Annotated in this window: 24 protein-coding genes; 13 read left to right on the top strand and 11 right to left on the bottom strand. The window is 66.3% G+C overall.

Translation table 11 applies throughout. From position 1 onward, the window contains the following. Positions 1–29: 29 nt before the first annotated feature. Positions 30–2,087, bottom strand: a complete 2,058-nt coding sequence (locus KME78_RS35005) for an alpha-1,4-glucan--maltose-1-phosphate maltosyltransferase (RefSeq protein WP_219533721.1) — start codon at positions 2,085–2,087, stop codon at positions 30–32. Positions 2,088–2,325: 238 nt separating this feature from the next. On the opposite strand from KME78_RS35005, the gene glgP reads away from it, so the two are divergent. Both glgP and KME78_RS34995 read left to right on the top strand, forming a co-directional pair. Beyond that, the gene (gene glgP / locus KME78_RS35000) at positions 2,326–4,908 is read left to right on the top strand and encodes an alpha-glucan family phosphorylase (protein WP_219533720.1); all 2,583 of its coding nucleotides are present in this window, start codon (positions 2,326–2,328) and stop codon (positions 4,906–4,908) included. An 88-nt stretch (positions 4,909–4,996) separates the two neighbouring features. Beyond that, positions 4,997–5,896, top strand: a complete 900-nt coding sequence (locus KME78_RS34995) for a MurR/RpiR family transcriptional regulator (RefSeq protein WP_308127249.1) — start codon at positions 4,997–4,999, stop codon at positions 5,894–5,896. Here the strand turns inward: KME78_RS34995 and KME78_RS34990 are convergent. Next, a complete protein-coding gene (locus KME78_RS34990) occupies positions 5,859–7,787 on the bottom strand; it encodes an N-acetylmuramoyl-L-alanine amidase (protein WP_219533719.1) in 1,929 nt (642 codons plus the stop codon). The two genes, KME78_RS34995 and KME78_RS34990, sit on opposite strands and share 38 nt — an antisense overlap. 111 nt (positions 7,788–7,898) lie before the next feature. On the opposite strand from KME78_RS34990, the gene KME78_RS34985 reads away from it, so the two are divergent. Together KME78_RS34985 and KME78_RS34980 are read left to right on the top strand one after the other, a co-directional pair. Beyond that, positions 7,899–8,753: an NAD-dependent epimerase/dehydratase family protein gene (locus tag KME78_RS34985; RefSeq protein WP_219533718.1), complete on the top strand. Its 855-nt coding sequence runs from the start codon at positions 7,899–7,901 to the stop codon at positions 8,751–8,753. 2 nt (positions 8,754–8,755) lie between these two features. Further along, a complete protein-coding gene (locus tag KME78_RS34980; RefSeq protein ID WP_219533717.1) occupies positions 8,756–9,529 on the top strand; it encodes an enoyl-CoA hydratase/isomerase family protein in 774 nt (257 codons plus the stop codon). Between the two features lie 337 nt (positions 9,530–9,866). Here the strand turns inward: KME78_RS34980 and KME78_RS34975 are convergent, their stop codons facing one another. Then, positions 9,867–11,216 (bottom strand): glycoside hydrolase family 30 protein, encoded by a 1,350-nt coding sequence (locus KME78_RS34975; RefSeq protein WP_219533716.1) that lies wholly within the window; start codon positions 11,214–11,216, stop codon positions 9,867–9,869. 662 nt (positions 11,217–11,878) lie between these two features. Between KME78_RS34975 and KME78_RS34970 the strand changes: the two genes are divergently transcribed. Next, positions 11,879–13,006: an SMI1/KNR4 family protein gene (locus tag KME78_RS34970; protein ID WP_219533715.1), complete on the top strand. Its 1,128-nt coding sequence runs from the start codon at positions 11,879–11,881 to the stop codon at positions 13,004–13,006. A 188-nt stretch (positions 13,007–13,194) separates the two neighbouring features. Here KME78_RS34970 and KME78_RS34965 read toward each other — a convergent pair whose 3' ends face one another. Continuing rightward, positions 13,195–14,004, bottom strand: coding sequence for a hypothetical protein (locus KME78_RS34965; RefSeq protein WP_219533714.1), 810 nt, complete (start codon positions 14,002–14,004; stop codon positions 13,195–13,197). Between the two features lie 660 nt (positions 14,005–14,664). Next, the gene (locus KME78_RS34960; protein ID WP_219533713.1) at positions 14,665–14,883 is read right to left on the bottom strand and encodes a hypothetical protein; all 219 of its coding nucleotides are present in this window, start codon (positions 14,881–14,883) and stop codon (positions 14,665–14,667) included. Positions 14,884–14,980: 97 nt separating this feature from the next. Between KME78_RS34960 and KME78_RS34955 the strand changes: the two genes are divergently transcribed. Both KME78_RS34955 and KME78_RS34950 read left to right on the top strand, forming a co-directional pair. Continuing rightward, complete coding sequence (locus tag KME78_RS34955; RefSeq protein WP_219533712.1) at positions 14,981–15,247, top strand: GntR family transcriptional regulator; 267 nt, start codon at positions 14,981–14,983, stop codon at positions 15,245–15,247. A gap of 101 nt (positions 15,248–15,348) precedes the next feature. After that, entirely contained in the window at positions 15,349–15,663 is a 315-nt protein-coding gene (locus KME78_RS34950) for a hypothetical protein (protein WP_219533711.1), read from the top strand. 66 nt (positions 15,664–15,729) lie between these two features. Here the strand turns inward: KME78_RS34950 and KME78_RS34945 are convergent, their stop codons facing one another. From KME78_RS34945 to KME78_RS34935, 3 genes are all read right to left on the bottom strand, one after another. Further along, positions 15,730–16,338, bottom strand: a complete 609-nt coding sequence (locus tag KME78_RS34945) for a hypothetical protein (protein WP_219533710.1) — start codon at positions 16,336–16,338, stop codon at positions 15,730–15,732. 161 nt (positions 16,339–16,499) lie between these two features. After that, complete coding sequence (locus KME78_RS34940) at positions 16,500–16,700, bottom strand: hypothetical protein (protein WP_219533709.1); 201 nt, start codon at positions 16,698–16,700, stop codon at positions 16,500–16,502. 264 nt (positions 16,701–16,964) lie between these two features. Continuing rightward, positions 16,965–17,387 (bottom strand): hypothetical protein, encoded by a 423-nt coding sequence (locus tag KME78_RS34935; RefSeq protein WP_219533708.1) that lies wholly within the window; start codon positions 17,385–17,387, stop codon positions 16,965–16,967. 669 nt (positions 17,388–18,056) lie between these two features. On the opposite strand from KME78_RS34935, the gene KME78_RS34930 reads away from it, so the two are divergent. Then, the gene (locus KME78_RS34930) at positions 18,057–18,476 is read left to right on the top strand and encodes a DoxX family protein (protein WP_308127248.1); all 420 of its coding nucleotides are present in this window, start codon (positions 18,057–18,059) and stop codon (positions 18,474–18,476) included. 284 nt (positions 18,477–18,760) lie between these two features. On the opposite strand, the gene KME78_RS34925 is transcribed toward KME78_RS34930, so the two are convergent. Next, positions 18,761–19,723: an ankyrin repeat domain-containing protein gene (locus tag KME78_RS34925; protein WP_219533706.1), complete on the bottom strand. Its 963-nt coding sequence runs from the start codon at positions 19,721–19,723 to the stop codon at positions 18,761–18,763. A gap of 185 nt (positions 19,724–19,908) precedes the next feature. Then, positions 19,909–20,508 (bottom strand): DUF3885 domain-containing protein, encoded by a 600-nt coding sequence (locus KME78_RS34920; protein WP_219533705.1) that lies wholly within the window; start codon positions 20,506–20,508, stop codon positions 19,909–19,911. A 144-nt stretch (positions 20,509–20,652) separates the two neighbouring features. Between KME78_RS34920 and KME78_RS34915 the strand changes: the two genes are divergently transcribed. After that, complete coding sequence (locus tag KME78_RS34915; protein WP_308127247.1) at positions 20,653–21,174, top strand: flavoprotein; 522 nt, start codon at positions 20,653–20,655, stop codon at positions 21,172–21,174. Positions 21,175–21,185: 11 nt separating this feature from the next. Beyond that, positions 21,186–21,584 carry a helix-turn-helix domain-containing protein gene (locus KME78_RS34910; protein WP_219533704.1) on the top strand — a complete coding sequence of 133 codons (399 nt, stop codon included), beginning with the start codon at positions 21,186–21,188 and terminating at the stop codon, positions 21,582–21,584. Between the two features lie 525 nt (positions 21,585–22,109). Here the strand turns inward: KME78_RS34910 and KME78_RS34905 are convergent. Further along, positions 22,110–22,724, bottom strand: a complete 615-nt coding sequence (locus KME78_RS34905) for a class I SAM-dependent methyltransferase (RefSeq protein WP_219533703.1) — start codon at positions 22,722–22,724, stop codon at positions 22,110–22,112. 444 nt (positions 22,725–23,168) lie between these two features. Between KME78_RS34905 and KME78_RS34900 the strand changes: the two genes are divergently transcribed. The 3 genes from KME78_RS34900 (at position 23,169) to KME78_RS34890 (ending at position 26,211) form a co-directional block, all read left to right on the top strand. Beyond that, entirely contained in the window at positions 23,169–24,440 is a 1,272-nt protein-coding gene (locus KME78_RS34900) for an AAA family ATPase (RefSeq protein ID WP_219533702.1), read from the top strand. Next, the gene (locus KME78_RS68165) at positions 24,421–24,930 is read left to right on the top strand and encodes an RloB family protein (RefSeq protein WP_219533701.1); all 510 of its coding nucleotides are present in this window, start codon (positions 24,421–24,423) and stop codon (positions 24,928–24,930) included. The genes KME78_RS34900 and KME78_RS68165 overlap by 20 nt, the downstream gene beginning before the upstream one ends. A 465-nt stretch (positions 24,931–25,395) precedes the next feature. Continuing rightward, positions 25,396–26,211: an RDD family protein gene (locus tag KME78_RS34890; protein WP_219533700.1), complete on the top strand. Its 816-nt coding sequence runs from the start codon at positions 25,396–25,398 to the stop codon at positions 26,209–26,211. The last annotated feature ends 402 nt before the right edge of the window (positions 26,212–26,613 follow it).

Raw genomic sequence — 26,613 nt, 5'->3', positions numbered from 1 at the left:
ACGTTGAAGACTCCCCGCTGAATTCTGTTCTACCGTGGCGCGGCTCGTACGGTGAAGATGTGGACAGGCTGGATGTGGGGATCGAGGCGTACGTAATTGCTCTGCCGCCAACGATACGACTCGCCCGAAAGCTCGTCATCCACGACGAACTCGGCATTCCAGTCGAGGCCGATCGCCGGCATGTCCAGTTCGACCGTGGCCTCGTGGGTGTGGTGTGGGTCGAGGTTGATGACCGCCAGCACGACATCGCCCAACCCGTGCCGTCGTGTGGCCGGGTCGTAGGCGCCCGGCAGCCGCTTGGAGAAGCACACGATGTCCGGTTGGTCGACCTGGTGGAACCGTAGATTACGCAACTCCTGCAGCGCCGGATGGGCTCTTCGGAACAAATTCAGTTGGGTGATGAAGGGCGCCAGGCTCCACCCTGCCCGCTCTGCCGCCGCCCAGTCGCGAGGTCTGTACTGATATTTCTCACTATCTAGGTATTCCTCACTACCCGGACGGACAGGGATGTTCTCCCCAAGCTCGTACCCCGAGTAGACGCCCCAGGTGGGCGAGGCGAGCGCGGCCAGCGCGGCCCGGATGCGGAAAGCCGGGTTACCGCCGTGCTGTAGGTATTCGTGAAGAATGTCCGGAGTGTTGACGAACACATTGGGCCGCAGGAAGTGCGAGGTCTGCCCGGCCAGCTCCGAGAGGTACGTCTCCACGTCGTGCTTGGAGTTCTTCCACGTGAAGTACGTGTAGGACTGGTGGTAGCCCACCTTGGCCAGCGTCTGCAGCATCGCCGGCCGGGTGAACGCCTCGGCCAGGAAGATCACGTCAGGGTCCGTCGTCTGGATGTCGGCCAGCAGCCGCTCCCAGAACCCCACCGGCTTGGTGTGCGGGTTGTCCACCCGGAAGATCCGTACGCCGTGGTCCATCCAGTGACGCAGGACCCGCTTCACCTCGGTGTAGATGCCGACGGGGTCCTTGTCGAAGTTGATCGGGTAGATGTCCTGGTACTTCTTCGGCGGGTTCTCGGCGTAGGCGATCGTGCCGTCGGCCCGGATCGTGAACCACTCCGGATGCTCCTTGACCCACGGATGGTCGGGGGAGCACTGCAGGGCGAAGTCGAGCGCGACCTCCATGCCCAGCTCGCGGGTGCGGGCGACGAACTCGTCGAAGTCCTGGATCGTCCCCAGGTCGGGATGGATCGCGTCGTGGCCGCCGTCCTCGGAGCCGATCCCCCAGGGCGAACCCGGCTCGTCGGGCTCGGGGCTCAGCGTGTTGTTGCGCCCCTTGCGGAACGTGAGGCCGATGGGGTGGATGGGCGGCAGGTAGACGACGTCGAAGCCCATCTTGGCGACCGCGGGCAGGCGCTTGGCCGCGGTCTGGAAAGTTCCGGACTTGGAGATGCCCAGGTCGCTGACTATCGCGCCCTCTGACCTGGGGAAGAACTCGTACCACGAGCCGTACAGGGCCCTGCGCCGGTCCACCCTGATCTTCCGCGGCCGCGCCCTGGTCACCAGGGCACGCAACGGATGCGCCTCCAGCAGCGCCGCCGTCTCCGGCAGCTGCGCGATGGACAGCCGGGCCCGCGGGTCGAGCTGCTCGTCACGGAGCGTGGCGGCGATGCCCAGCAGCGCGGCACGGTGCCCGCACACGCTGTCACCGTTGCCGTGCCCGTTTCCGTTGCCGGGGGCGGGACATTCGGCCTGTCGTACGGCCTTGGCCGCCCGCTCGAACAGCCGGGCGCCCTCCTCGCACATGAGGTCGGTGTCCATGCCACGCGGAATCTTGATCTCCGCGTCGTGCAGCCACGTGGCGAAGGGGTCGCTCCACGCCTCCACCCGGAACAGCCAGTCACCCTCGGTGGGCAGGCACACGCTGATGCCCCACCTGTCGGTGCCCGGCGCGAGCTCGCGCATCGGTCTCAGGCGACCGCGCTGCCCATCGGGCGCGGTGAGCACCACGCCCGCGGCCACGGCGTCGTGGCCTTCTCGGAACACGGTCGCCGAGACCTGGAAGGTCTCGCCGGCGACCGCCTTGGCGGGCCACTGCCCGCAGTCGACGACGGGGGAGATGTCCGTGATGGGAATTCGTCCGATCATCGCATTTCAAGGTTGCGACGGCACGCTCGGTACCGCCGGAGGCTTCCGTGGTAGGAACGATCCTTGCATGTAAATTGTGGGCAGCAGTGGAAGACCTCCCGAGTGTCCCCAGGAGAACCAACATTGGGGGAAGTTGCCCAAATAGTTCCTCTTCATGCTTCTTCCCGGAAGGGGTTTGAACGGCCTTGCTGGAGGTGAGGGACTCACAGGTCCCTCCTAGCCCATAGGGTTCGAAAACGTGAGAGCAATCCGCCGGTTCACTGTCCGCACCGTCCTGCCCACGGAGCTGGCCTCCCTCGGCGAGCTCGTGCACAATCTGCGTTGGTCATGGCATCCGGAGACGACCGACCTCTTCGCCGAGGTCGACCCCCGCCTCTGGGAGCAGGTAGGGCACGACCCGGTCGCCCTGCTGGGCGCCGTCGACCACGCCAGGCTTGCCGAGTTGGCCGCTGACCGCCGCTTCCTACGGCGTCTCGCCGACGCCGCCGACGACCTGCGCGAATACATGACCGCGCCGCGTTGGTACCAGACACTGCCCGACGCCGCGCACGCCATCGCCTACTTCTCCCCCGAGTACGGCATAGCCGCCGCGCTCCCGCAGTATTCGGGCGGCCTGGGCATCCTGGCCGGAGACCACCTGAAGACCGCCAGCGACCTCGGGGTGCCGATCCTCGCGGTCGGCCTGCTGTATCGCCACGGCTACTTCACTCAGTCCCTCTCGCCAGAGGGCTGGCAGCTGGAGCACTATCCGTCGCTCGACGCGGGCGGCCTGCCGCTGACCCTCCTGAAGGAGGAGGACGGCACCCCCGTCAAGATCCGCATCTCCCTGCCCGACGATCGGGTGCTGCACGCGCAGCTCTGGGTGGCGCAGGTGGGCCGGGTGCCGCTGCTGCTGCTCGACTCCGACGTGGCCGACAACGACATCGCGGCCCGCGACGTCACCGACCGCCTCTACGGCGGCGGCACCGACCACCGGCTCATGCAGGAGCTGCTCCTGGGCGTCGGCGGGGTGCGGGCGATCCGCGCGTACTGCCGCATCACCGGGCACGCCGAACCCGAGGTGTTCCACACGAACGAGGGCCACGCCGGCTTCCTCGGCCTCGAACGCATCCGCGAGCTGACCGAGTCCCGCCTGTCCTTCGACGAGGCGCTGGAGGCCGTACGCGCGGGCACGGTCTTCACCACGCACACGCCGGTGCCCGCGGGCATCGACCGGTTCCCCGTCGACATGATCGAGCGCCAGTTCGGTGGCGGCAACGCCTGGCCGACCGTGCCCGTCGAGCGCATCCTCGCGCTCGGCGCCGAGGAGCAGCCCGGCCGGTTCAACATGGCGATCATGGGCATGCGGCTGGCGCAGCGCGTCAACGGAGTGTCCGAGCTGCACGGCGCGGTCAGCCGCGAGATGTTCAAGGGACTGTGGCCCGGCTTCGACCTCGACGAGGTGCCGATCGGCTCCATCACCAACGGCGTCCACGCGCCCACCTGGGTCGGCCGCGAGCTCATGGAGCTGGCCGGCCGTGAGCTGCCCTCGCTGATCGAGCGGGCGCGCGGCTGGGAAGGCGTCCAGAAGGTCCCCGACTCCGACCTGTGGGACATCAGAGGCACGCTCCGGCGGCGCCTCGTCGAAGGGGCCCGGGTCAGGCTGCGCAAGGCGTGGCGCGACCGCGGCGCCTCCGACGCCGAACTCGGCTGGATCGACGACGCGCTCGACCCCGACGTGCTGACGATCGGGTTCGCCAGGCGCGTACCGTCCTACAAACGGCTCACGCTCATGCTGCGTGACGCCGAGCGGCTGACGGACCTGCTGCTCGACAGTGACAAGCCGGTCCAGATCCTGATCGCGGGCAAGGCCCACCCCGCCGACGAGGGTGGCAAGAAGCTGATCCAGCAGATCGTCAAGTTCGCGGATCGGGCCGACGTGCGGCACCGCATCGTGTTCCTGCCCGACTACGACATGGCGCTCGGCCAGTTGCTCGTCCAGGGCTGCGACGTGTGGCTGAACAACCCGCTCCGGCCGCTGGAGGCCTCCGGCACCTCAGGCATGAAGTCGGCGCTGAACGGCGGGCTCAACCTGTCGATCCGCGACGGCTGGTGGGACGAGTGGTACGACGGCACCAACGGCTGGGCCATCCCCACCGCCGACGGGGTGACCGACCAGGACCGGCGCGACGAGCTGGAGGCCGCCGCCCTCTACGACCTGATCGAGCACGAGGTGGCCGACCGCTTCTACGACCGGGCCGGTGACGGGCTGCCGCGCCGCTGGCTGGAGATGGTCAAGCACACACTCACCTCGCTCGGCCCCAAGGTGCTCGCGGGCCGGATGCTCCGCGACTACGTGGTCGGCCTGTACCTCCCCGCCGCGCTGTCGGCCCGCGCGCTGTCGGGAGACTCCTACGCCGCGGCCAAGGGGTTCGCCGCCTGGCGGGTGCGCGTCGCGCGGGCCTGGCCGGGAGTCCGGGTCGAACACGTGGAGGCGTCGGGCATCGGTGACGCCCCTGAGGTCGGCGCGGCGCTCGAACTGCACGCCACGGTGGCGCTCGGTGACCTGGAGCCGGGCGACGTCCTGGTCGAGGCCGCCTACGGCCGGGTCGGGCCGCACGACGAGCTGGTCCATCCCGCGTACATGTCGCTGCGGACCGACGGCGTCGACGACGACGGCCGGGCCCACTACGCGGGCGTGATCCCGCTGGACCGCACCGGCCCGTTCGGCTACACGGTCCGGGTGGTCCCGCACCACGCGCTGGCCGCCTCCCGCGCCGAGCTCGGCCTGATCGCCGTACCTGAGGAGCCCGCCGGCATGACGAACGGCGTGCTCCGGTGAGGCGCTTACTGGTGGGGCGTTTTCCGGTGAACGGACCGGTTGGACCGCGCAATAGGGAAAACGCCCAGGGAGCGTCATAATCGGGACCGTGGTGGACGACAGCGGGAACGGCCTGCGGGCAGACACTCTGGTGGCGACGGTCCGCGGTGTGCTTCCGTCCTTGACCCCGGCCGCGCAGACGGTCGCCCGGCTCATCCTGGAAGACCCGGCGACGGTGGCTCGGAGCACGATCACCGAGCTGTCCGCCGCGTCGGGCACCAGCGAGGCGACGATCGTCCGCACGGCCAGGCTCCTGGGCTTCGCCGGCTACCCGCAGCTGCGCCTCGCCTTGGCCGCGGCCGCCGCCCAGCCCGACCGGCTGGTGCCCGGCGACCTGGCGCCCGACGACCCGCTGTCGGAGGTCATCCAGAAGGTGGCCAGGGCCGAGTCGGAGGCGATCAACGACACGGTCGCCCAGCTCACCTCGGAACGCCTCGGCCTGGTCGTCGACGCCATCGTCGGCGCCAGGCGGATCGACGCCTACGGCGTGAGCGCCTCCGGGCTGGTGGCCGAGGACGTGGCCCAGAAACTGCTGCGCATCGGGCTGTCCAGCCACGCCTTCCAGGACGTCCACCTGGCGCTGGTCAGCGCCGTGCTGCTCAAGCCCGGCGACGTGGCGATCGGCATCAGCACGTCGGGCGAGACGCCCGACGTGCTCGAACCGCTGTCGCGAGCGCGGGAGGCCGGCGCGACGACCGTCGCCATCACCAACAACCCGCGCTCGTCGATCGCGGAGCTGGCCGAACACGTGCTGATCTCGGCCGGGCGCGAGACGGAGTTCCGTCCCGGCGCCCTGGCCAGCCGGATCAGCCAGCTCCTCGTCGTCGACTGCGTGTTCGTCGGCGTCGCCCAGCGCACCTTCGACTCCTCTCAGGAGGCGTTGCAGAGCACCAGGCGCGCCGTCAAGGAGTTCACCAGGCGAGCGACACCCGTACGTCGTCAGCCTTGACGAACATCACCCGGTGCCCGAACTGGATCTGCAGGTACTTCGTCTTGCCCTTGACCACCTTGTGGCTGGCCTCGTCGAAGGTGACCGCCCGGTAGTACTCGTTGGCCGCCTCTCCGGCCAGCGTGTACTTCTCTCCGGCCGAGAACTTGTACTGCAGCGGGGTGACGGCTTGGTACGGGATGTCGGCCGGGTAGGCCTCCTGCTCCGGGTACGCCCTGCCGTACACCGGGACGGTCGCCAGACCCGGCTTCGGCGTGACCACCAGGCCCGCGGACGGGACGGCGGTCGGCTTCTTGGCCGGGTTGTAGAACCAGCCCTTCTGACCGAGGTACCAGATCGCGGTCCAGTCGCCCTGGCGCTCCGCCACGGCGAACCGCTGGCCGGTGCTCGCCCTGGCGCTGTGGTCGTACACGCTGTAGAGCGAGTCGTTGGTGCCGGTCGGGTGCTTGCCGATGTCCTTGATCAGCGGCGCGTCGTCGCGCGGCTCGGTACGCAGCCACACGGTGCCGGCGCTGAGGGGCGGGCAGGCGTTCTCGGGGTTCTTGCGGTCGCAGCCGTAGAAGTACGGCTTGTTGGTGGCGAAGTCGGGCCTGATCATGATCGAGCCCGCCTTGGGGCCGCCGAAACCGTGCAGCGGCGCGCCGATCAGGTCGAAGTAGTGCTTCCAGTCCCAGAACGGGCCCGGGTCCTCGTGCATGCCCCGCACCGTGGTCGGCAGCGTGCCCGGCACGTTGTCGTGGCCCAGGATGTGCGCGCGGTCGAGCGGGATGTCGTACCGGAGCGCCAGGTAGCGTACGAGCTTGGCGGACGAGCGGTACATCGCCTCGGTGTACCAGGTGCTGCCCTCGGCCAGGAAGCCCTCGTGCTCGATGCCGATGGACTTGGCGTTGATGTACCAGTTGCCGGCCTGCCAGGCGACGTCCTTGCCCTTGACGTGCTGGGCGATGTGACCGTCGGTGGAGCGCACGGAGTACTGCCAGCTCGCGCCGTAGTTGACGTCCTGGTTCAGCTTGATCGACGGGCCGAAGTAGCCCTCCATGTCATGGATGATGATGTACTTGATCTTCTGGCTGACGGGCCGGTTCGCCAGGTCGTAGTGCCCGTAGTCGCCGTTCGGCTTCTGCGCGTAGGCCGAGGGGATCCACTCACAGGAGATCGACCTCGGGCACTCGACGCCGTCCTTGCGCGGCGGCCTGAGGCCGAGCTTCTCCAGCCACTTCTCGATCCGGTCCAGGCCGGGGATGGGCGTGAGCTTGACCTGCTGCCCGTCGTCGGTGACCCGCTCGGCGCCGTCCTCGATCGTGCTGTAGACCTCGTCGGCGAAGACCTTGGCCGCCTCGGACTCGTCGGCGCCGGAGTATTTGGCGACCGCGCCGTACCACTCGCCCGGGTCGGCGCTCAGCGGCGCGCCGATCGACTTCTGGTAGTCGGCCAGCAGCGCCGCGCCGCCCCGGATGTTCGCGGCGGCGTCCGTCCGCAGCGCCTCGTGGCTCTGGCCGGTCAGTTCGGCGGCCTTCTCCATGGTCTTGAGTGAGGCCGGGATCTCCGTGGGCGCGACCGTCGTCGCGACCGGGGCCAGCGGCCTGCCGTCGTCGCCGCGCGCGTCCTCCTCGCCCTCCCCGTGGTGGTTGGACCCGGTGAAGGCGGCGGCGTCGGTCAGGTGCATGGGGCCGAACCCGGCGTCGTTGCTGGGCTGCCCGGCGTGGGCGTCCCAGCGCGACTCAAGATAGGAGACACCGAGCAGCACGCTCTCCGGAACCTGGAACTCCTTGGCCGCCGCGGCGAACGCCGCCTGCCGGTCCGGGGGTTCCTCGGCTGTGGTGCCGGCCGCAGCTGTCATGTTGACTAATGGCAGGAGGGCGACCACCGCGATCGCCAGCGCTCTGCGCATCTACCGCTCCTCGACTGGGGGAATGACGGAGTCAGCGTGTCAACATTTTCCTTCTCTGGCGAGAGCTTTGCGAAGATATTTTTCAGCAGTTAACGCCCTATGGTGGGGCGGGTGACGTCGATCGTGACCGGTGCGGCCGGATTCATCGGCCGTGCGCTGACGTCGGCCCTGCTGTCGTCCGGCTCGCCGGTCGTCGCCATCGACCGCCGGCCGGTCGAGGAGCAGCCGGGGCTGACCGTGATCACGGCTGATCTCTTGGACGTTGGTGATGTCTTCTCTTCTGCGGATGAGGTCTACCACCTGGCCGGGTGCGCGGGCGTGCGTGATGTCGCTCCTGGGATCGGGTGGCGGCGTCAGCGGGACAATGTGCTCGCGGGGGCGCGGGTGCTGGCGCTCACGCCGCCTGGGGTCCCGCTCCTGGTCACGTCGTCCAGTTCGGTGTACGGGGGAGCGTTTCGCGGCCGGGCCAGTGTGGAGTCGGATCCGCTTCGTCCAGTTGGCGGCTATGCCACGAGCAAGGTCGCGCTGGAGCGGCTCTGCCGCGACCGTCCCGGCGTCACGATCGTCCGGCCGTTCACCGTCGCCGGGGAGGGGCAGCGGCCCGACATGGCGCTGTCGGTGTGGCTGCGCGCCGCCCAGGAGGGTCGCCCGCTGCGCGTGCTCGGCTCGCTCGACCGTACCCGCGACATCACCGACGTACGACAGGCCGCCCGCGCGATGATCGAGCTCATCGGCGTCCCCGGCATCGTGAACCTCGGCACGGGCCACGGCCAGACCCTCCGAGCCATGGCGGAGGCGGTGGCCACGGTGACCGGAGCCTCGCTCACCTTCGACGTCGTACCCGCCCCGCCTGACGAGCCCGGCGACTCGCTGGCCGACACCCGCCGCCTCCACTCGCTGCTCGGCTGGACCCCGCGTACCGACCTGCTGGACCTGGTCCGCCGGCAGCAGCTTGTAGTGTCCTGAGCATGGGTGAGTTCGTACACGTAGAAGTGGCCGACCAGATCGCCACGATCAGGCTTGACCGTCCCAAGATGAACGCCCTCAACAGCCAGATGCAGCGAGAGCTCGGCGAAGCGGCCCGAGCCGTCGACACCGACCCCGAAGCGCACGCCGTCGTCGTCTACGGCGGCGAGCGGGTCTTCGCGGCCGGGGTCGACATCAAAGAGATGGTCGTCATGTCCTATGCCGACATGGCGGCCCACTCCCGCGCGCTCCAGGGCTGCTTCACCGCGGTGGCCGCCATCGGCAAGCCCGTCATCGCCGCCGTCACCGGTTACGCCCTGGGCGGCGGCTGCGAGCTGGCCCTGTGCGCGGACTTCCGGGTGGCAGGGGAGTCGGCCAAGCTGGGGCAGCCGGAGATCCAGCTCGGCCTCATCCCGGGTGCGGGCGGCAGCCAGCGCCTGCCCCGCCTGATCGGGCCCGCCCGGGCCAAGGACCTGATCTACTCCGGCCGGCACGTGGCGGCGGCGGAGGCGCTGGCGCTGGGGTTGGTCGATCGGGTGGTGCCTGACGCCGAGGTGTATGCGGCGGCGCTGGCCTGGGCGGGGACCTTTGTGGGTGGGCCCGCTGTAGCGCTGCGGGCGGCCAAGCAGGCGGTGGATCAGGGGTTGGAGGTTGATCTGGATACGGGGTTGGAGATCGAGCGGCTGCAGTTCTCCGGGCTTTTCGCGACGGATGACGCGAAGATCGGGATGACGGCGTTCGCGGACAAGGCCCAGCCGAAGTTCACGGGGCGCTGACGGGCGGGCTTGCCACCACGAGTGTCGGTCGGCGACATCCCCGACGCTGCACGCCCTGCGATCGAAGACCGGCGCCGGTCACCCCGAGCTCGGGGTGACCGGCGGTTTCATCCGACGCTCGGGGTGACCGGGGCCTTCACACCAGGCTCGCGACGACCAGCGCCTTCCCCTCACGCTCGCGATGATCAGCGCCTTCCCTCACGCTCGCGATACCAGTGCTTTCCCCCCACGCTCGGGGTGGCCGGCGCCTTCGTCCCGCGCTCGCGACGACCAGCGCCTTCCCCTCACGCTCAGGATGGCTGGCCCCTTCACCACAGGCTTGGGAGGCCCAGGGTCGTCATCGGTGCCCCCCGACGACGACGGTCGTGAGCGCTCGGGGCTGGAGGGTCACGGTCCCCCCGGTGACCGGACTCGCGGCGAGGGAGTTGGCGTTGTCCGTCACGTAAGCGGTGGCCCGCCCGTACACACCCTTCCACGTGACGGGGGCGGTGCCGGTGTTGAGCACCTCGACCACCTGAGAGCCGTCGGCGTTCCGAAACGCTGAAACTTTCAGCGCCGGATCGCCCGCCACCGCATCCACCCGCACCGCCCCCGGCCGGATGAACCTGCTGTACGCCGCCAACGCCCACAGCCGCTTGGAGACGTGATACGTACCCGCGGCCTCGTCGATCTGGAGCAGCGCCCGGGTGGCGCCGCGCGAGGCGCCCAGCCAGTAGACGTAGCCGCTGACGTTGCCAAGCGTGAGCGCGTCATGAACGGCCCGCGCGATCGTGAACCCGTCGTAGCCGCTGCCGTCGTCCCAGCTCTCGTTCCAGGTGGAGCCGTTGGGGTTCCACTCAGACATCCAGGCATTTCCGCTGGTCGGCAGCGGCCCGTCCACCGGGCTGGCGTACGTGTGGCCGGTGTACGTCTTCACCCAGCGACGAGCCTGGGGGTCGGCCTCGATCGCGGCGGTGTACGCCTTCGCCTCCGTCCACCCGAACGAGTCGCAGCAGGCCACCTTGAGACCCTTGACGTCCTTGGCGATCGGCCCGAGCACCTTGACGAACTCGGCGGCCTGCTGCGGGGTGAACCGCATCGAGGCGTACGTCGCCGTCCAGTCGGGTTCGTTGGTGAAGCCGAGATCGGTGATCCTGATGCCCTCCCGGGCATAGAACTTCGCGTATTGCACCAGGTAGCGGGCGTAGGCCTGCTGCCACTCCGGCTTCAGCGTGCCGCCGTTCTTGTCGTCGCCGTTGTCCTTCATGTACGCGGGCGCGCTCCAGGCGTCGGCGAAGAACCGCTGGACCCCGTACCCCTTGGCCGCCTTCGCCACCCAGACCTGGCTGTTGTCCTCGCCGTCCCAGACGTACTTGGGCGGAGCGTCCGGTCCGCCAGGGTCTTCGGGCTGGATCGAGACCATCTGGTCGTACGGGCTGCCCACGGGACCGGAGCCGATACCGAGCCGCAGGATGCTGAGCCCGGCACCCTTGTCGCGGTTGAACCACAGGTCGAGAATCTCCCGCTGCTGCTCCTCGCTGAGCGCCCGAACAAGCTCGTTACGCCGGAACGCCTGGGAGATCCCGAACCCGTCGATCCCCTGGTGCCGGACACGGTCGCGCACGGTGATCGCGGGCGGATCCGCCTGGTAGGGGGCCTGTACGGTGGGCAGGCCGAGCAGGGTGACCGCGACAACGCCTCGTAACATACCGCCTCCGAAATTTTCGGAACAACCGCGATAATTTCGCTCCCGGAAACGTAAACACGCACAAGCCCTTCGTCAACCACCAGCCCGTTCACAAAGGGCTCGCAATTGGCGCTTCGCGCCTTGGAAGCTCGACGCTCTTCCTTAGGCGCTTACGCGCACTGCAAGGCCCTCCGCTTCGCTCCGGCCGTCCTTCTGGAGGCGCCTCCGGCGCTCAACGGGCTTCGCCATGGGCGCTTCGCGCACGGGACTCAGACGTTTCTTCCAGTCGGGCCAAGGGCCCGACCCCTGAAGGCCCTCGCTCCGCTCGGACGCCCTCCCAAGCGCGGGCTCCGCCCGCGCACGCTTCGCCACCGGTCAGCCGGGCCGGCCGAGAAGAACAGGCATCGTCCATCGACTCGGCGACGAAGCCATCAGCACTTTTCTACGTTCTCGAGGAGCCGACCATGATTTCGGTCATCGACACCCTTGAGCACAGGGAGTGGCTGCTCAGCTTTCCTAAGTGACGCACGATGTGTCTAGCCGGTCCGCAGAACACACCCGACGGCACGCGCGCTGCGCTCCCCGCAGTATGGGTCACATGAGGGACGCCCAGCTCTCGGCGATGTCGGTGGCACCTGATGGAATTCGCGGGACCAAATCGTGCGACGTCGTAGGAGCTCACCGTGGACCGTCACGCATGGAAGCCGTTCCTTCAGCGCTGGAGCGAGGAGTGGCGCATCGCCAACCCCGACGAGGAGTCGGAGGGAGAAGCCTGGCTCGGGTGCCCGGCCGCCACCGAGGACGAGGTACAGGCCTTGGAGTCGCGTCTGGGGTGCGTGCTGCCCCCATCATTCCGGGAGTTCTTACTGGTCACCAATGGCTGGCGGCACGCGGGTCACTTCGTCTGGAGCCTACGCGGCACCGAGGAGATCGGCTGGTTGACCGATCTGGAGCCGCGGTGGGCCGAGGCCTATGCCGACTGGGATGAGGAGGAAGCAGAGCCCGCGGCGGCACGATCGTTGCTGATCTCTCTGGAGGCGGACGCCGGTGTTTTCTACCTCGACCCGGGTGACGTCGATGAGCACGGTGAATGGGCGGCTTACGACGTGTTCTCGTGGACGGGCATGGGCCCTCAGCGGTACGGCTCGTTCTACGAGAAGATGCACGACTTCTACGCCGGATTCCACGCCCTCGACCGCCCCCCATGCGAAACCCAGCGTGAGTGGGACGTCAAAGTCGAAGACGCCCGGCTGGCGAGCCTGCGCGGCGAGGTGGAGCGCCCGCTGACCGTCCTCGCGCAGGCCGCGCGTTTCGGCCGTGACCGTGCCTCGTTCCTACACTTCCAGATGCGGACCTTGTTGAGGGAGGAGGACGACGACCCGTTCTACAGGCTGCTCACCCACGGCGATATCCGGTCGTGGACCCTCGACGAAGACCTGTTCGTCGCGCAGGCCCTGCCGCTGCTTTTCGCCGCGCACAAGCGGGCCCGCCGCTTCGGCTCCGGCTCCACCCTCCAATTCTTGCGGGACCGCGGTCCACAGCGGGTCAAGCACCTGCTCGGCCGTTATCAGGCGCGGCAGAAAGAGCCGGGATTCCGGCTCTGCTTCGGCAACCCGGAGTTCGACGCGGCCGCGCACGCCGCCCTCGACGCCGGTGACGAGGCCTGGCCGCGCCTGCGTGACGCACTCATCCATTGGCGGCCGCTGCATGAGGACCATCTCGCACCGATCGCCCTGTTGGCCGATTCCCGGGCCGCCCGCCTGATCACACCGGAGCGCGGACGCGAACTCCTGGCCACGAGACGGGGTTGAACGCAGGTCAGTTCGCCGCCGTGAAGCCAGTCGCGGCAACGCGTGGCTCGTTCCGCCGGCGGTGGCCCGGGCGTCGACCACCGCCATGACGGCGTCGACGACGATGAACACGGAACGTCACCATCAGGCCTATGGGGACGGCAACTCGCGACAGTTGATAGACGAGCCCACCAGTAGGGCAGGTTGGGTCAGTCGTCCAATTCCTCCGACGCCACCGTCTCATCCGCAGGCGGCGGCTGGATGTCAAGCTTCATCCCCCAGTTCGACAACCGGAGATCTTCCACGAAGGCGTAATAGGGCTTGTCAACGGCTGACCTGTCGAGGCTGTCGTTCGGGTCGCGCCATGAACTCCACGCCCTGCGGACGAGCTGGTCAGGCCCGATCCACAAACGCCAGGACACCTTCCAGGTGGCGTACTTGCCGGTGGGCCTGCTGCGGAAGCCGATGCGCATGTCCGGCTTCGCCTTGTGGAGTTGCGCGAAGGTGATGGCGCCCTCGTAGAGGGTGGTGCGCACACCGTCGTAGACCCCGGCGGGCCGCTTGTGCGCGGTGGTGGCCAACACTGCTCTTAGCGTGGCCGGGTCGCTGAGGCTGACATGGTGGCCGGACTTCAGAACGAGCTGGCACGGCCACTCGTACGTGACCCAACTCTTGCCCGGCGGCAGCGGCCAGTCGGGGTCGGGCTTGGCGTGCAACTCGTAGCCGCGCTTGCCGATGCAGATGTTGCGGGTACCGTGCGGTCCCAGGTTGAAGTTCGTCAGGTCTGTGGCCACGATCTTGCCATTGCCGAACCCCACAACGCCGCGCACCGGCTTGTGGGTAGACCAACTGCCGGACCAGTTCACTCGGGTACGCTGGATGATCTTCACCCCATGGCCCGGGACGAGCTGGCGCTGAATGGCGCCGACCGGATCTACGACGGCATCGGCCCGTACGGCCGGACCTGCGGTCACCGTGGATGCGGCGACCAGGAAGACCGCCGCCATTCGTCGCCTCATCACATAAGGATCTTCGCAGCGGTAGATCTCATCAGAATCACATCTTGATCGGTGGCTGGATCTAGGAGGGCGCGGACGGGAGGGGTCAGCGACGTGATCTCGGCGAATTGCCGTTAGGGGGTTGCACCGCCTGCGCACAACGGGCTTCGCGCTCGGGGCTCAGGCGTTTCTTCCAGTCGGGCCAAGGACCCGACCCGTGAAGGGCCTTGCTCCGCTCGGACGCCCTCCTGAGCGCCGGCTCCGCCCGCGCACGCTTCGCCCCAGGCAACTCCGTCCGGCTGGTGACACGTGACGGATGTGAGCTTGACCCGTACTCAAGAGTCTCGGCTTCGAATCCCCGAGGCGGCCCCAAAGGCCCTTCTGGATGAAGTCACCGCGCTTGACCGCTCAGGAGACGTTCCCATAGCTCTTTGGCAGCCGAGGCGGACACCCACGCACTCTCGACAGTGCCGGTCGAAGAGTCGGCCGAGGTGCGCCGCACGAACCACAGGCCACCCGCCGTACACAGCTCGAATTGCGGGCTCTGACAGATACACGTGTGCTCGCGCACCCTTACCCGGTGCGCGCGTGGAAGGCTCGGTTCCCACAGCACCGACTCAAGCTGTGCCTGGGGAGCGGCTACGTGCAGCCCGGGGCAATCGAGGATGGATGTCCAGGTGATCACGACATCACCGCACGGGCCTGTTGGTCTTGTAGCAGCGCCACGAACGTTCCCACGTCTTCAGCACTCACCGTCTGCTGAAGCCCGGCATCAATCTGGGCCTTACGAAGCTGGATACCGCTCCTGGTCGCGTAGAACACGCCCGCGTCACTACAGAAGAACGACCAGCCGGGGAACGTGGCGCGAAGCGCATCAAGGTCGTAGCCGGGTATCGCCATGACTGCAGGTTACGCCAACCTTCCCCCTCCTGCCTAGAGGTACCTCGGGGTACCCCTGGATGGGCAAGGCAATCCTTGGGTTCCTAGCGTGGCAAGCATGGATTTCAAGCCCGACGAGCTGCGTTGGCGCGCAGTAGCCGATGAGATCCGGCGAAGGATCGCCGCCGGTGTGTACAGGGCCGGCATGCCGATACCGGGGGAGCCCCGGTTGGCTGTCGAGTTGGGAGTGTCCAAGGGGACAGCCCGCCGGGCGCTCAACGCCCTTCTATCGGACGGCACGCTCTATTCGGTGTTGGGCAAGGGCACGTTCGTGAGCCATCCCGATGGGAGCAACGGCGACCCCGGCGAGAGTAGCGAAGACTAAAGCATCTGAAGCCGCTCTAGTTGGAGGGCAGGAAGCGTCCGCCCAGCTCATGCCATGTGAACTGGCTGGGGGTCCGGGATTAGCGATCGGAGGGCTGAAAGTTGCCGCCTGAGGATGCCGGGATCAGGTACTTCCGCCGACCGTGGGATGAGGACCGTGGTGACGAGTACGCCAGTTGGGGGACTTCGATCTACTACCTGTCCATTGACGACACCGGAACCGCGCGTCAGCAGGTCGTAATGTACGCCAACGGGGTGGTCCTCGCGTACGACGAACAGCATGGTGAGGACGAGTTCGGGGTGCTGACTTACGCGGATCTCGATCTGGAGGAGTTCGCGCCGTTCGAGATCACGCGGCAGGAGTTCTCCGATGCTCTGGTTGAGCTCAAGCCCATCAATCGGCGCCGCGGTGAATGACTAACAGAGGGTGGCGATCATAGTTAAGTGGCTTCGCATCGAAGTGGTTGGGACAGCCGCGTTCGCCTACTCCGCAGCGGTGATCATCAGGTGTTCGTCGAGGACGGCGATGAGCCGGCCAGCCAGCCCAGGGGTAGTACCGGCGGTCCATCGCTGGGCGAGGTTGAGGAACCCGGTGAGTCGTTGCTGTGCTGTGGTGAGCAGGTTTGAGAGTTCGCTGCGTGTGATCTCGATGGGCGGGGCTGGGGTGTCCAGGCCATCCTGCCGGAGCTGGATGACCTGACCATTGTGCTGGATATGGGGCGTGGGGTCGTGGCCGAGCCAGGGCTCTTGTCCGTGGACTACGTCCCACCAGTCGCGCCAGTTCTCCAGGCCGAAGCAGCAACCGGGCGTCACTTCGACGTTCGTGGTGGCGTCGCGGAAACGCAGCCCACCCGGTGCAATGAGGGCTTCCCTTTGGGCAAGATGCTGTTCCAGGTGAGCCTCAGTCATGTCGGCGGCGTGGACGACTGGGATGTGGTTGTACTTGAAAATGACGGCCATCGCGGTCCCGACTTCGGCCGGGGACATCTGGCCGGACAGAGCGAGAAGGCGGTCGCTCGACGGCTCTGCGATCGGCCAGGCCGTGAAGCCCACCGCGTCGTAGGTTTCCAAGACGACGTCGACGATGATCATAGCTGCCAGTATCTAGCCATGGCGTTCTAAACTGCATTCTCAGGCAGCCTGGGAGATGGAGCCCAGAGGCGTTGGGCTGCCCAAGAAGCCGAGAGTTTCGCCAGTGGATCTTTCTCGATCTTGTTCCTCGTAGGTGCTGATGCGTTTTCCAAGCAGCGCAGCTAGCGGCCGGGTTTTTCCCAGGTCAGCGAGTAGCGGCGGAGCACGTGCCGGCGATAGCGCATGCCGGGCAGCAGTAGCCGCGCTGCGGCTCGTACCTGTCCGTAGCTCATCTGTGGGTCGGTGGCCGGCATCCCCTCCGGGCTGTGCGCGCGGCGCAGTACCTTGGTGATCCGCACGATGGGGGCAGCCGCGATCGTCACTGCCCACTCCGCCGGGGTCGTCTCGCGGCCAGGCCGACCACCACCAACGTCCCGCCGGGGCGCAGCATCTGGCGCATGCGGGTCAGGGCGGCCTCGAAGTTCATGTGATGGATCGCAGTCCCGAGCAGATGAAGTGCCGGGTGCCGGGCGACGTTAGTGTTCCGGGAGGGCTTCGGGTCGGCCTGGCGCATTAGATCATCGTAGGAGCGTAGTGGCGGCAAACGTGGCCTGAGACAGCGTCAGGAGACGTCTCCGGAAATGGGCTCACGGTGTGGGGAGCTGTCCTCGCTGGGTGATCATCCGCATCCACTCCTCCAGGGTGGCGACGAACTTATCGAGGTCAGACATGGTGTAGGAGGCCCGCTCATGGTCCCAGTCGGGGTCGAGGACGACGACGTGGAGGCCGTAGCCGTTGTACCAGCCGGCGTCTATGTTGATCTCCCGAGCCCGCAGGCCGTCCTTCTCCGTGACCTCCTGCTCGGTCAGCCACGGCGGTGGTGCGGTACGAGCCCAATACAGGTCCTCGGAGTCGTTGGCCTCGACCCTTCCATCCGGCAAGCGTCGGGCCTCCAGGGCGTTGTAGATGACGTTCCAACCGGCTGGGACACGCAGCGGGAGCAGACCCCAGTCCTCTGAGACAGCCGCGACCAGCGGGGAATTGGGCGGAAGCTGGAAGATCGGGTCCATGCGCCGACAGCGTAGTCACATCCCCACGCGCGGGTGGAGGCCCCGCCCCCGCCCGCGCCAGTGTCCGCGTCAGTCGGTGCCGGGGCGCGCCCGCGGGCGATAGGACAGGGCGAACGTTGTTTGATCCGGCACTGGTTCGATTGACAACCCAGATAACGATCGCTCCGCCAGCCCGCTCCCCATACCGCATCCGAGCAGCCAGCGGGCCTGCGGCACCTGGGAGGTGCTCGACCGTCTTATCCGTCCGGGGAGCGGAACTCCCAGGAGGAGCGCAGCCTGCGGGCCGACAGGACGGGCAGGTCGCCAGTTGGGGTGTGCCGGGCTGTCTCGGAACTGAACAGATTCTTGGCGTGCCGGGCAGTGCGCCGGGGCCGGAGCAGAAAGGCATCCTCAGCCTTTGTTCCAGGCACAACACGCCGTTCGTGTTCACATCGCGATCTGCCTCTCGAGCCCACTGCCGCGATCTTGGAGCGGCAGCGTTTCCATGCGCTGATGAAAATTTCACGGAAGTGCACGCCTACGCCCGTGAGTTTGGCCCTGTGGCGCACATGGCGCGCGTTTTGGAACGGCCCTCGAAAGCGGGCGGTGTTGACAGGTTCGACAGGGCTGAAGAATCTGTTTGGGAGCGCTCCCATGCTTTCGAATCCATTCCTGAGAAAGGGCAGTGCGGTGGAACTGTTGAAGAAGAATCAGGATCTGTTCCTTGCCCTGTATCGGTCCGTGATAGGCCTGCTGTTCGCCTGCCATGGCGCCGCCACACTCTTCGACGTGCTGGGCGGGCCGCAGGGCCCGGCACCCAGCTTCGGACAATGGCCCGGATGGTGGGCCGCTGTCATCGAGCTGATCGGCGGCGCCCTCGTCCTGCTCGGACTGGCCGCCCGTGCCGCCGCCGTCATCTGCTCGGGCACCATGGCCTACGCCTACTTCATCGTCCACCAGCCGCAAGCGTTGTTCCCGATCGAGAACGGCGGCGAGAAGGCCGCGCTCTTCTGCTGGGGGTTCCTGCTCGTCGCCGTCCTCGGACCCGGCCGCTGGGCACTGTCCACACTGCTCACGCCGTCGCGAGCCCTCGCAGAAGACAGGAGGTGAGTGTCCACCGTCCTGCGCCTGAAATTCGTCGACAATATTGGGCGAGGGAGTCGAGGATCTCGGCGGCGGCTTTCTTCCACGTGAACGGCCGAGGGTTGTCGTTCCACTGAGGTGATCTCAGCGAAATAGTTCGGGCGATTGGGGTTTCTTGGCCGCAGTCCGTGGCGTTCCGGGTCTTTCTAGAGGAGTCGCCGAGGGCCGGAAACAGACGTGAAGCCTCTCGAACGCAGCAATTCCTGAATTGATCGATGGCGCCCGAGCAGAGGTCCCCTACTGTCCGTACGTCAGACGTGGTAGTCCCGCTCGGGCAGTCGCAGCCAGATATCGGGTGGGCCGGTGATCGGCCGAGCGTCGGCCAGACGCAAGTCTGCACCGGCGCAGCAAAACGCTACAGGGTGGTTGCGGTAGAGGTGGGCAGCGAGGATCTTGTCGGCCCCGGCGTCAGGGGGGACCATGTAGGCGCTGTCCGGCTCCCAGGCTACGACCGCGCCGTCTCGGGCGATGTGCCCGAAGATGCCGCCCTTGGGATTGGCGTACATGCTGTAGCAGACGGTGCCCGGCGAGATGCGCTTGACGACGCCGAGGGTGGATGGGGTGTATCCCCAGGGTTGGGTGATGACGCAGCCGCCGGGTACGTCGGTCATGCCGACGATCATGTCGGCGTCCGGGATGTTCCACCAGGCCTCGTAAAGGGCGTCGATGTTCACGTCGTCGGCAGGTGTGGCTTCCAGACGTGCCGTCGCCTCGGCAGCGCTGACGTCGGCCACGCAGGCCAGGCTCAGGCCGTCGTAATAGAAGTCGCCCAGCGCCGGGATCAGACGTTTGGCTTCCGCCGCTGTGGCGGCCTCGGCTTCGGAGAGACCGATCTCCGGTGAGGGGGCGGGGAAGAGGTCTGGAGTGGGGCCGGCCAGGCTGAGGCGGCCGGGGGACCAGCCGTCCATCATGAGGCGCCACGGGTCCGCTCCAGCGGCGACGAGGGCTCGGGCGTTGTCTACGCGGCCTTCGAAGACGGCCATCCAGAGCGCGGTACGGCCTCGATGCTCGGCGTCGACGTCGTTGACGCGCATGGCCAGCTCGGCGACCACTTCAGGGGATCCCCGCTCAGCCGCGATGTGGAGCGGCTTTGCGAAGATGCGCACGCCGGAGTCGGGATCCGCGCCCGCCGCGAGCCGGGCGCGGATCAGGTCGAGGTCTGTCCACTCGTCCCAGCCGACGATCCACCATCCGACATCGTCGGTAGCAGCCATGGCACTCCTTGAACAACGCGGGGCATGTGCGTCATTGATCATGGCCTTCAAGGCCGACAATTTTGTTGGCCTCTCGCGGGGCGTCGGAGATTGACGCAGACCTTCATGGTGATGCGAGAGCTGGGTTGCCGGAGTGTCGTGGACCGCTGTGGACGATCACGTTCTCACTCGTTATCAAGGGCTCATCAGCGCCTGTCTCGGATCCTTGGAAGCCAGCTGGCGTGGGTCTCCTTGAGCTGATCGCGTTTGTCAGCGTTGGCCATGATGACGTCGGCGCCACCGTCGTAAGGGTGGTAGATGCGGCGTAGGCCGGTGTCCGTGATGATGACGCCGTCGCACAGGTCGTCGGCGACCGCCCGCAGCAGGGGGTCCATGATGCCTGGGTTCCATTTCTGACGGCCGACGTGCACATGCATGGTGCACTCCGGTTCGAGGTCGTCGTCCTCGCGTACCCGAGTCCATAGGCGCGAGCCGGGGTTGAGGGCGTGCGCATCGAAGGGCGTCAGATCGGTGATGCCTTCGTCCATGACGTAGGTGACCGTGGTGACGTAGACCTCCTGGTCGGCGAACATCTCGGTCAGGACGGTGTTGTAGCGGTGGAGTATCGTCCGGTACTCGGTCTCCGTCTCCGCGTAACGCTTGGAATCCGGCAAGCTGTCGAAGCGCACCCAGCAGTCGGGGTCAGCACGCAGTTCATGGCCGATGGGCGGGCAGTCCGGCCAACGGGATCGCCACAGGGCGGAAAGGTCGGGTAAGGCTGGATCCGGTAGCTCGTGCGCGGGCATGCGCCCAGGGTAGGCCAGTGGTGCGCGCATCATGATCTTGCGAATGTGGCTGCTAACCACGATTACGGACGCGCGTGGACTGTCCACCCGTTTGCTGGCTCTGTTCCAGGGACGTCACGATACGGACGAACTAGGCTGACGATCGTGTCGGTGTTGTACCTCGTCACCAGCGCGGCTCCTTCTCACGCCGGACCGATCGCCGATCTCGTGGTCCAAGCGCAAGCATCAGGCTGGCTGGTGTTCGTCGTCTCCACCCCCTTGGGCGTGCGCTTCCTCGATCATCCGCGGATCGAGGAATTGACCGGCGAGCCGGTACGGAGCGACTTTCGGATGCCCGGTGATGGCAAGGAACCACCGAAAGCGGACGCCGTGATCGCTGCCCCGGCGACGTTCAACACGATCAACAAGTGGGCGACGGGGATCACGGACAACTTCGCGCTCGGTCTCCTGTGCGAGTTGACCGGTTACGGCGTGCCGATCATCGCCGTGCCCATGCTCAAGCCCGCCCTAGCCACGCACCCGGCCTTCATCAACAACCTGGACGTACTCCGGCAAATGGGTGTGCGCGTGCTGTTCGATCCCGCAGCGCCCTATGAGAAACGCATGCCTACCTGGGACGATGTCCTCACCGAGCTGGACCAGTTGATCGGCGGCATATCCGCCTAGCTTGGGGGCTGATGGACGCTCAGCACGAGATCGGCCGACGTGTCGCCCGGCAACGGCGGCGGCGCGGCCTGTCGCAACAGGCCGTCGCCGGGCTCATCGGCCGGTCGGAGAGCTGGCTCAGCCAGGTGGAACGCGGTGTGAGGCGCGTCGACAGCCATAGCGTGCTGGTCGAGCTGGCACACGTGCTTCGGGTGAGCGTCGCCGAACTGACCGACGTCGCCCACCAGGCCGGCGAATCGCGCTACGAGGCGGGCGAGGCCATCCGGGCGGCGATGCTCCGTTATGACGTGCTCTCGCCGAGGTCGAGCCAAGCCGAGAGCCTACGGTGGATGCGGACTGAACTGCACCGGGTGAACGGCTGTATCAGTCAGTTCGGTACGACGAGGCGGGCCGGCGGCTGCCGAGGTTGATCATGGCCTCGGAAAGAGGTCGGCAGGCGGTACCGCGCAAGCATCGCCGCGCGGCCGACACCCTGAGAGCGCTCGTCTACCACTGCGGAGCGACGATCCTCGCGCGGGTGGGCGAGCTCGACCTGGCCTGGTCGGCTGCCGACCGTTCCTTGGCCGCTGCGGAAGACGCCGAGCGGCCCCTGCTGACGACGGTCAGCGCCTACCGGCTGGGCTACCCGCACCGAAGTACGGATCGTTTACCTGTACGCCCGTCCCAGGCACACCGCACCGGGGCTCTTAGCGTCGCTGTTCATGAGCCGAGACGACTTTCCCATCCAGGTCTCCGGCCGGGTGACCCGACCTGGCCTCCACGACGTTCCGTGCGCTTCCCCACAGCCGCACCCAGCAGGCGACGCCGACGGTTTCTATCTCTGGAATGTCCACAGCAGCGACGGCGAGGGCACCTGTGGCGTGACCGACCAGCCCAAGCTTGCCAAGGACCGACTCGTCAGCGCCCTGGCCGGCCTTCCTTTCCAAGCAGCGCAGCTAGCGGCCGGGTTTTTCCCAGGTCAGCGAGTAGCGGCGGAGCACGTGCCGGCGATAGCGCATGCCGGGCAGCAGTAGCCGCGCTGCGGCTCGTACCTGTCCGTAGCTCATCTGTGGGTCGGTGGCCGGCATCCCCTCCGGGCTGTGCGCGCGGCGCAGTACCTTGGTGATCCGCACGATGGGGGCAGCCGCGATCGTCGCTGCCCACTCCGCCGGGGTCGTCTCGCGGGCCAGGCCGACCACCATCAGCGTGCCGCCGGGGCGCAGCATCTGGCGCATGCGGGTCAGGGTGGCCTCGAAGTTCATGTGATGGATCGCGGATACCGAGCAGATGAAGTCGTAGCCCGCGGTGGGCAGGTCGGCGGTGAGGAAGTCTCCTTCGACGAAGGTGAGGTCCGGGTGGTCGGCGGCGAGTTCACGGGCGCGGGTGATCATCTGTGGTGAGTTGTCGATGCCGGTGACGCGTTTTGCCCGCTCGGTCAGCTTCCGTGCGAGCAGGCCGTCTCCGCAGCCGATGTCCAGCGTGTCGCCGCATCCTTCGGGGACGGCGCGGAGGATGCCCGGGTGCCGGGCGACGTTGGTGTTCCAGTAGGGTTTCGGGTCGGCCTGGCGCATCGGATCATGGTAGAGGCGTAGTGGCAGCAACCCGAGCTTGAGCAAGATTCACTGGCAAAGAGGCGCCTGTACATCGTGACGGTAGCGCGATCCGCTAACCGAGCCGCAGGCACGACCGCCGACTCCGGAACCTTCGACGTAACACTGCGTTGTGCAGGTGCATAACAGCTTGCTGGCGTGCTTCCTCGTCCTGCTATGTCAAGGCTGCAGCCAGATGCCATCCCGTCAGGGTGATCCTCGGACTGATCTCCCTTTGAACATCTTGTATACGTATTCGGATGGAATGGGCATCTGCATCGCAGTTTCGGCGGCTGGTCGAGCCACTCATGGAGGATCCAACGAGACACCAAGCCATCTGGTCACGTAGAGTTGCTCCCATCCTGGCGTGCGGTTCTTCCGCGCGAGAAGGGGTTTGCGCCCCGTGATGAGGAGGGCAGCCGGGCAATGCTGCTGAGTTTTCGCGTCAGCAATCACCGCTCGCTTCGTGACGAGCAACAGCTACTACTAACCCCTACCTACGGGGAAGATGATCCTGGAGACGGTTGGGAAGCGGTCCCTGTCGCGGCCCTTTTCGGCGCCAACGCTTCCGGTAAGTCCAATGTGCTGGACGCTTTGGCATATATGCGCAACATGGTGCGCGGTTCCCTTCGAGAGAGCGAACCAGGAACCGGGATTTCGCGCCATTCATTCGCATTGGATCCGGCTATGCGTGATGAGCCGTCAACATATGTTACTGATATCCTCCTTGGAGGAATTCGATACACTTACGGCTTCGCGGTTGACGACTCACAAGTGGTCGAAGAGTGGATGTTCAGCTATCCAAAAAAGAAGAAGAGGGAGATCTTTCATAGACGGGGTGACGATTATTCAATCGGCGACCAATCTCCCGCTTCCATGCACCAGGTAGCAGCGATCACAGAATCGAATGTGCTGTTTCTCTCCGTCGCGGCGCGCTCAAAGCAGGATTTGGTTCGGCCGGTCTATGATTGGTTTACCGAGGTGATTTATCGCAACCCCCAAATTCTTCGATTTTCGCGCCTGAGTACACTTGTCGAGTCTTTGGAGCGTTTCGGCTATCTGGAAAGAATGACATCTCTACTTCAGGCCGCAGATACCGGTATCGAATCTGCGGAGATCGTGGAGGAAAGTGATGCAGAGCTAGCCCAAAGGTCCGCGCGCATTAAGGGACTTGGCGGCCATTCGCCAACACGGCGCAAGGATGTACTCTTCCGACATCGAGGTGAAAGCGGCACGTTTCCGCTAAATCTGAGAGACCAGTCTTTGGGGACGCAAACGCTGTACGATCTTGGGCTCGGTGTTTTCAGATCGCTAGACACTGGATCGGTGCTCATCGTTGACGAGCTGGATTCAAGCCTGCATCCTTACTTGACTGCACAGCTTGTAAGATTGTTCCGCGATCAAGATGTTAATATACACGGCGCTCAGCTGATTTTTAGCAGCCATGACGCCACTCTCCTCGGACGGATCCAAGGCGAGGAAGTGCTACAACGCGACCACGTCTGGTTCACTGAAAAGAATGAATGCGGCGTTACCGAACTGTTTTCACTTTCGGACTTCAAGCCGCGTCGTGAAGACAACCGTGAACGCCGATACCTGGCTGGTCGCTATGGGGCCGTTCCGATCGTCAGTGATGAACTCTTCGCTGCCGCACTAGCTGAACGTCGAGAGGTGGACGATGTCCCCTCGAACAGCTAAGACGGGGAAGGGAGGCATCCGGACGGATACCGATCTTGAGCACAAGAAGAAGGGAACGCGGCAAGAGCGTGCGAGCTTCCTGGTCCTCTGCGAAGGAAAGACTGAGAAGGATTACTTCGTAGGGATGCGGTCGCGACAGGGGCCTCATATTGACGTTGACGCCCCCAAGGTCGATCATCTTTCCATAATCCGGCATGCTGTTGCTAGACGATCGGACGAGTACGATGCCGTCTGGTGCGTATTGGACACGGAGCTGGACGAGGCCCTTGCGTCGGCGCTGATAAGTGAGGCCAAGCGTGGTTCGATTGACCTCTGCCTGTCGACGCCATGTTTCGAGGTCTGGTTGATTATGCATCACACAGACTGCACTCGACCGTTTCTGTCGGCGAACGAGGCGAAACGCAAGCTGAAATCTGTGGCGCCAGGCTGGAGCGAAGGGGAATACTCGATTTTCCGATTTCCTCCATGGGTTGGAAGCGGCCTGCCTTAGGGCTCGCCAACTCGATCCAACTGGAGAGGACTTTCTAAGGAACCCGTCAACTAATGCTTGGCAACTAGTTCTGGCCCTTCGATCAGAAGTCTGATCCGCAAGAGGGCCAGAGAGTGATCACAAAGGACGCCCGAGTATTAGCGTCGGACGCCCCGTGGCGTGGTCTCATCCGAGAGCATCTCTGCCCTTTCGTTGGAGGAGCCATCGGTAAAGTGATGCTCCCAAGGCGAAAGGATCATTTTGTTGCAGGTTTCCCGATTATCGTGGTTGGCGTTGTCGGCATGGACGGCAGCTGTGGTCGTTGCCGCTTTCCCAACATGGGAGCTGTGGCGCGAGCGACTCGATAGTGAGAAGTTCGCCCAGACCCATGGGGAGCCCAAGCAGATTTATGGGTACGTGTGCCAATTCAGTGGTGGACCGACGTTGTCCCCGCTTGCCCCTCTGCGCCGCGATCTCGATGCGGTCATGGAGATCACGGCGGAGGGGGCGCTTCCGGCCCTTGTGGTCCTCCTCGGTCTCCTCGCCTGTCTCGCCCGCAGGGATAGCGGGGTAGCCGCCCGGCGGGTGGCGGGACTCCTCGTCCTGATCTCGGTGACCGGGCCCCTCGTCTCGCCGTACCGCGACTCGATTTGCCCCGAGACGATCCCGCTGCTGAGCTCTGCTTGGTTCAGGGCAATGGCCGGCGCTTGGGGGATCACCCAGCTGTGTCTGCTGATGGCTGCGGTGCTGGTGCTCGCAGCGTCGCGGGCGATGCGCCCTTCCAGCGGAGAAGAACCGGTCCCGTCACAGACCGGGTTGGCATGGCGCCGAGCGGCGGCGGCCTTGGCCGACTACCTGATCGTAACTGGGGTTCTGGGCATCGTCGTGGGGCCGCTCTGGGCTGTGGTCGATATCGGGCCCGGGTCTCACGTGGGGTACGGACTTCTGGAGCATGTCGGCGTGTTCCAGAGCAGCGTGAGGCCCGCTGACCTGGCCATCCCGTCCGGGCTGTTCCTCTACTTCTGGGTGCCGCATGCCCTGTGGGGGCGGACGTTGGGCAAGAGGCTCCTGGGTGTGCGTGTCGTCGCCGCAGGGCCGGGCGGACGGTTGGGCGCGGGCAGGGTGGCTCTTCGCACGATGGCTTTCCCGCTCCTTGCTTTCGTCCCCGGGGTAGGGCTGCTGTGCCTCTTCGCGGACGGGTTGTGGACGCTCATCGACCCGGAGGGCCGTGTCCTTCATGACCGCTGGTTGGGCACCGCAGTGGTACGCGACCGGGTGAAGAACGCCCAGCCTCAGACGTAGTCGGTTACTGCCGCAGCACGGCTGTTGAGTGCGACCGGGTCGGGGTCGGGCCAGTGCCCGGTGTTGATGCGGGCCTCCAATGTCGGGCGTGTCACAGCGGGAACTTCGTGCCGGTGAGTTTTCCGAGGCCGTCCACAGCCGCTGCTGGATGGTCAGGTCGTACGACTGCGGGCTGGAGGTGACCAGGCGTGGGTGGCCGCGTCGTTCGCCCAGCCGGTCGGGGCCGTAGTACTGGCCGCTGAGCACGCCCGGGTCGGTGGCCGTGCGTAGGGCAGGCAGCGCGCCCAGGGCCGAGGGCTGGGTGGTCGCCAACAGGATCGGACGGACGACGGCGGACATGTGGCGGACGAGGTCGGTGGCGGCCAGGCCCGGGTGGGCGGCGACGGCGATCGTGGCGGCGCC

It is taken from the genome of Nonomuraea guangzhouensis, from assembly GCF_019396345.1.
In the GTDB taxonomy this organism is placed as follows: domain Bacteria; phylum Actinomycetota; class Actinomycetes; order Streptosporangiales; family Streptosporangiaceae; genus Nonomuraea; species Nonomuraea guangzhouensis.
Note: the sequence above shows the minus strand (reverse complement) of the source record. Positions and strands in the feature narration are given on the sequence as shown.

Bases quoted from the DNA above. Each gene is read 5' to 3' on its own strand.
- KME78_RS68165 (WP_219533701.1), top strand. From the start codon at position 24,421: ATGTCCCCTCGAACAGCTAAGACGGGGAAGGGAGGCATCCGGACGGAT.
- KME78_RS34900 (WP_219533702.1), top strand. From the start codon at position 23,169: ATGCTGCTGAGTTTTCGCGTCAGCAATCACCGCTCGCTTCGTGACGAG.
- KME78_RS34945 (WP_219533710.1), bottom strand. From the start codon at position 16,338: ATGATCATCGTCGACGTCGTCTTGGAAACCTACGACGCGGTGGGCTTC.
- KME78_RS34965 (WP_219533714.1), bottom strand. From the start codon at position 14,004: ATGAGGCGACGAATGGCGGCGGTCTTCCTGGTCGCCGCATCCACGGTG.
- KME78_RS34960 (WP_219533713.1), bottom strand. From the start codon at position 14,883: ATGGCGATACCCGGCTACGACCTTGATGCGCTTCGCGCCACGTTCCCC.
- KME78_RS34905 (WP_219533703.1), bottom strand. From the start codon at position 22,724: ATGCGCCAGGCCGACCCGAAACCCTACTGGAACACCAACGTCGCCCGG.
- KME78_RS34925 (WP_219533706.1), bottom strand. From the start codon at position 19,723: ATGGCTGCTACCGACGATGTCGGATGGTGGATCGTCGGCTGGGACGAG.
- KME78_RS34890 (WP_219533700.1), top strand. From the start codon at position 25,396: ATGGAGATCACGGCGGAGGGGGCGCTTCCGGCCCTTGTGGTCCTCCTC.
- KME78_RS34910 (WP_219533704.1), top strand. From the start codon at position 21,186: ATGGACGCTCAGCACGAGATCGGCCGACGTGTCGCCCGGCAACGGCGG.
- KME78_RS34935 (WP_219533708.1), bottom strand. From the start codon at position 17,387: ATGGACCCGATCTTCCAGCTTCCGCCCAATTCCCCGCTGGTCGCGGCT.
- KME78_RS34920 (WP_219533705.1), bottom strand. From the start codon at position 20,508: ATGCCCGCGCACGAGCTACCGGATCCAGCCTTACCCGACCTTTCCGCC.
- KME78_RS34975 (WP_219533716.1), bottom strand. From the start codon at position 11,216: ATGTTACGAGGCGTTGTCGCGGTCACCCTGCTCGGCCTGCCCACCGTA.
- KME78_RS35005 (WP_219533721.1), bottom strand. From the start codon at position 2,087: ATGATCGGACGAATTCCCATCACGGACATCTCCCCCGTCGTCGACTGC.
- KME78_RS34990 (WP_219533719.1), bottom strand. From the start codon at position 7,787: ATGCGCAGAGCGCTGGCGATCGCGGTGGTCGCCCTCCTGCCATTAGTC.
- KME78_RS34955 (WP_219533712.1), top strand. From the start codon at position 14,981: ATGGATTTCAAGCCCGACGAGCTGCGTTGGCGCGCAGTAGCCGATGAG.
- KME78_RS34980 (WP_219533717.1), top strand. From the start codon at position 8,756: ATGGGTGAGTTCGTACACGTAGAAGTGGCCGACCAGATCGCCACGATC.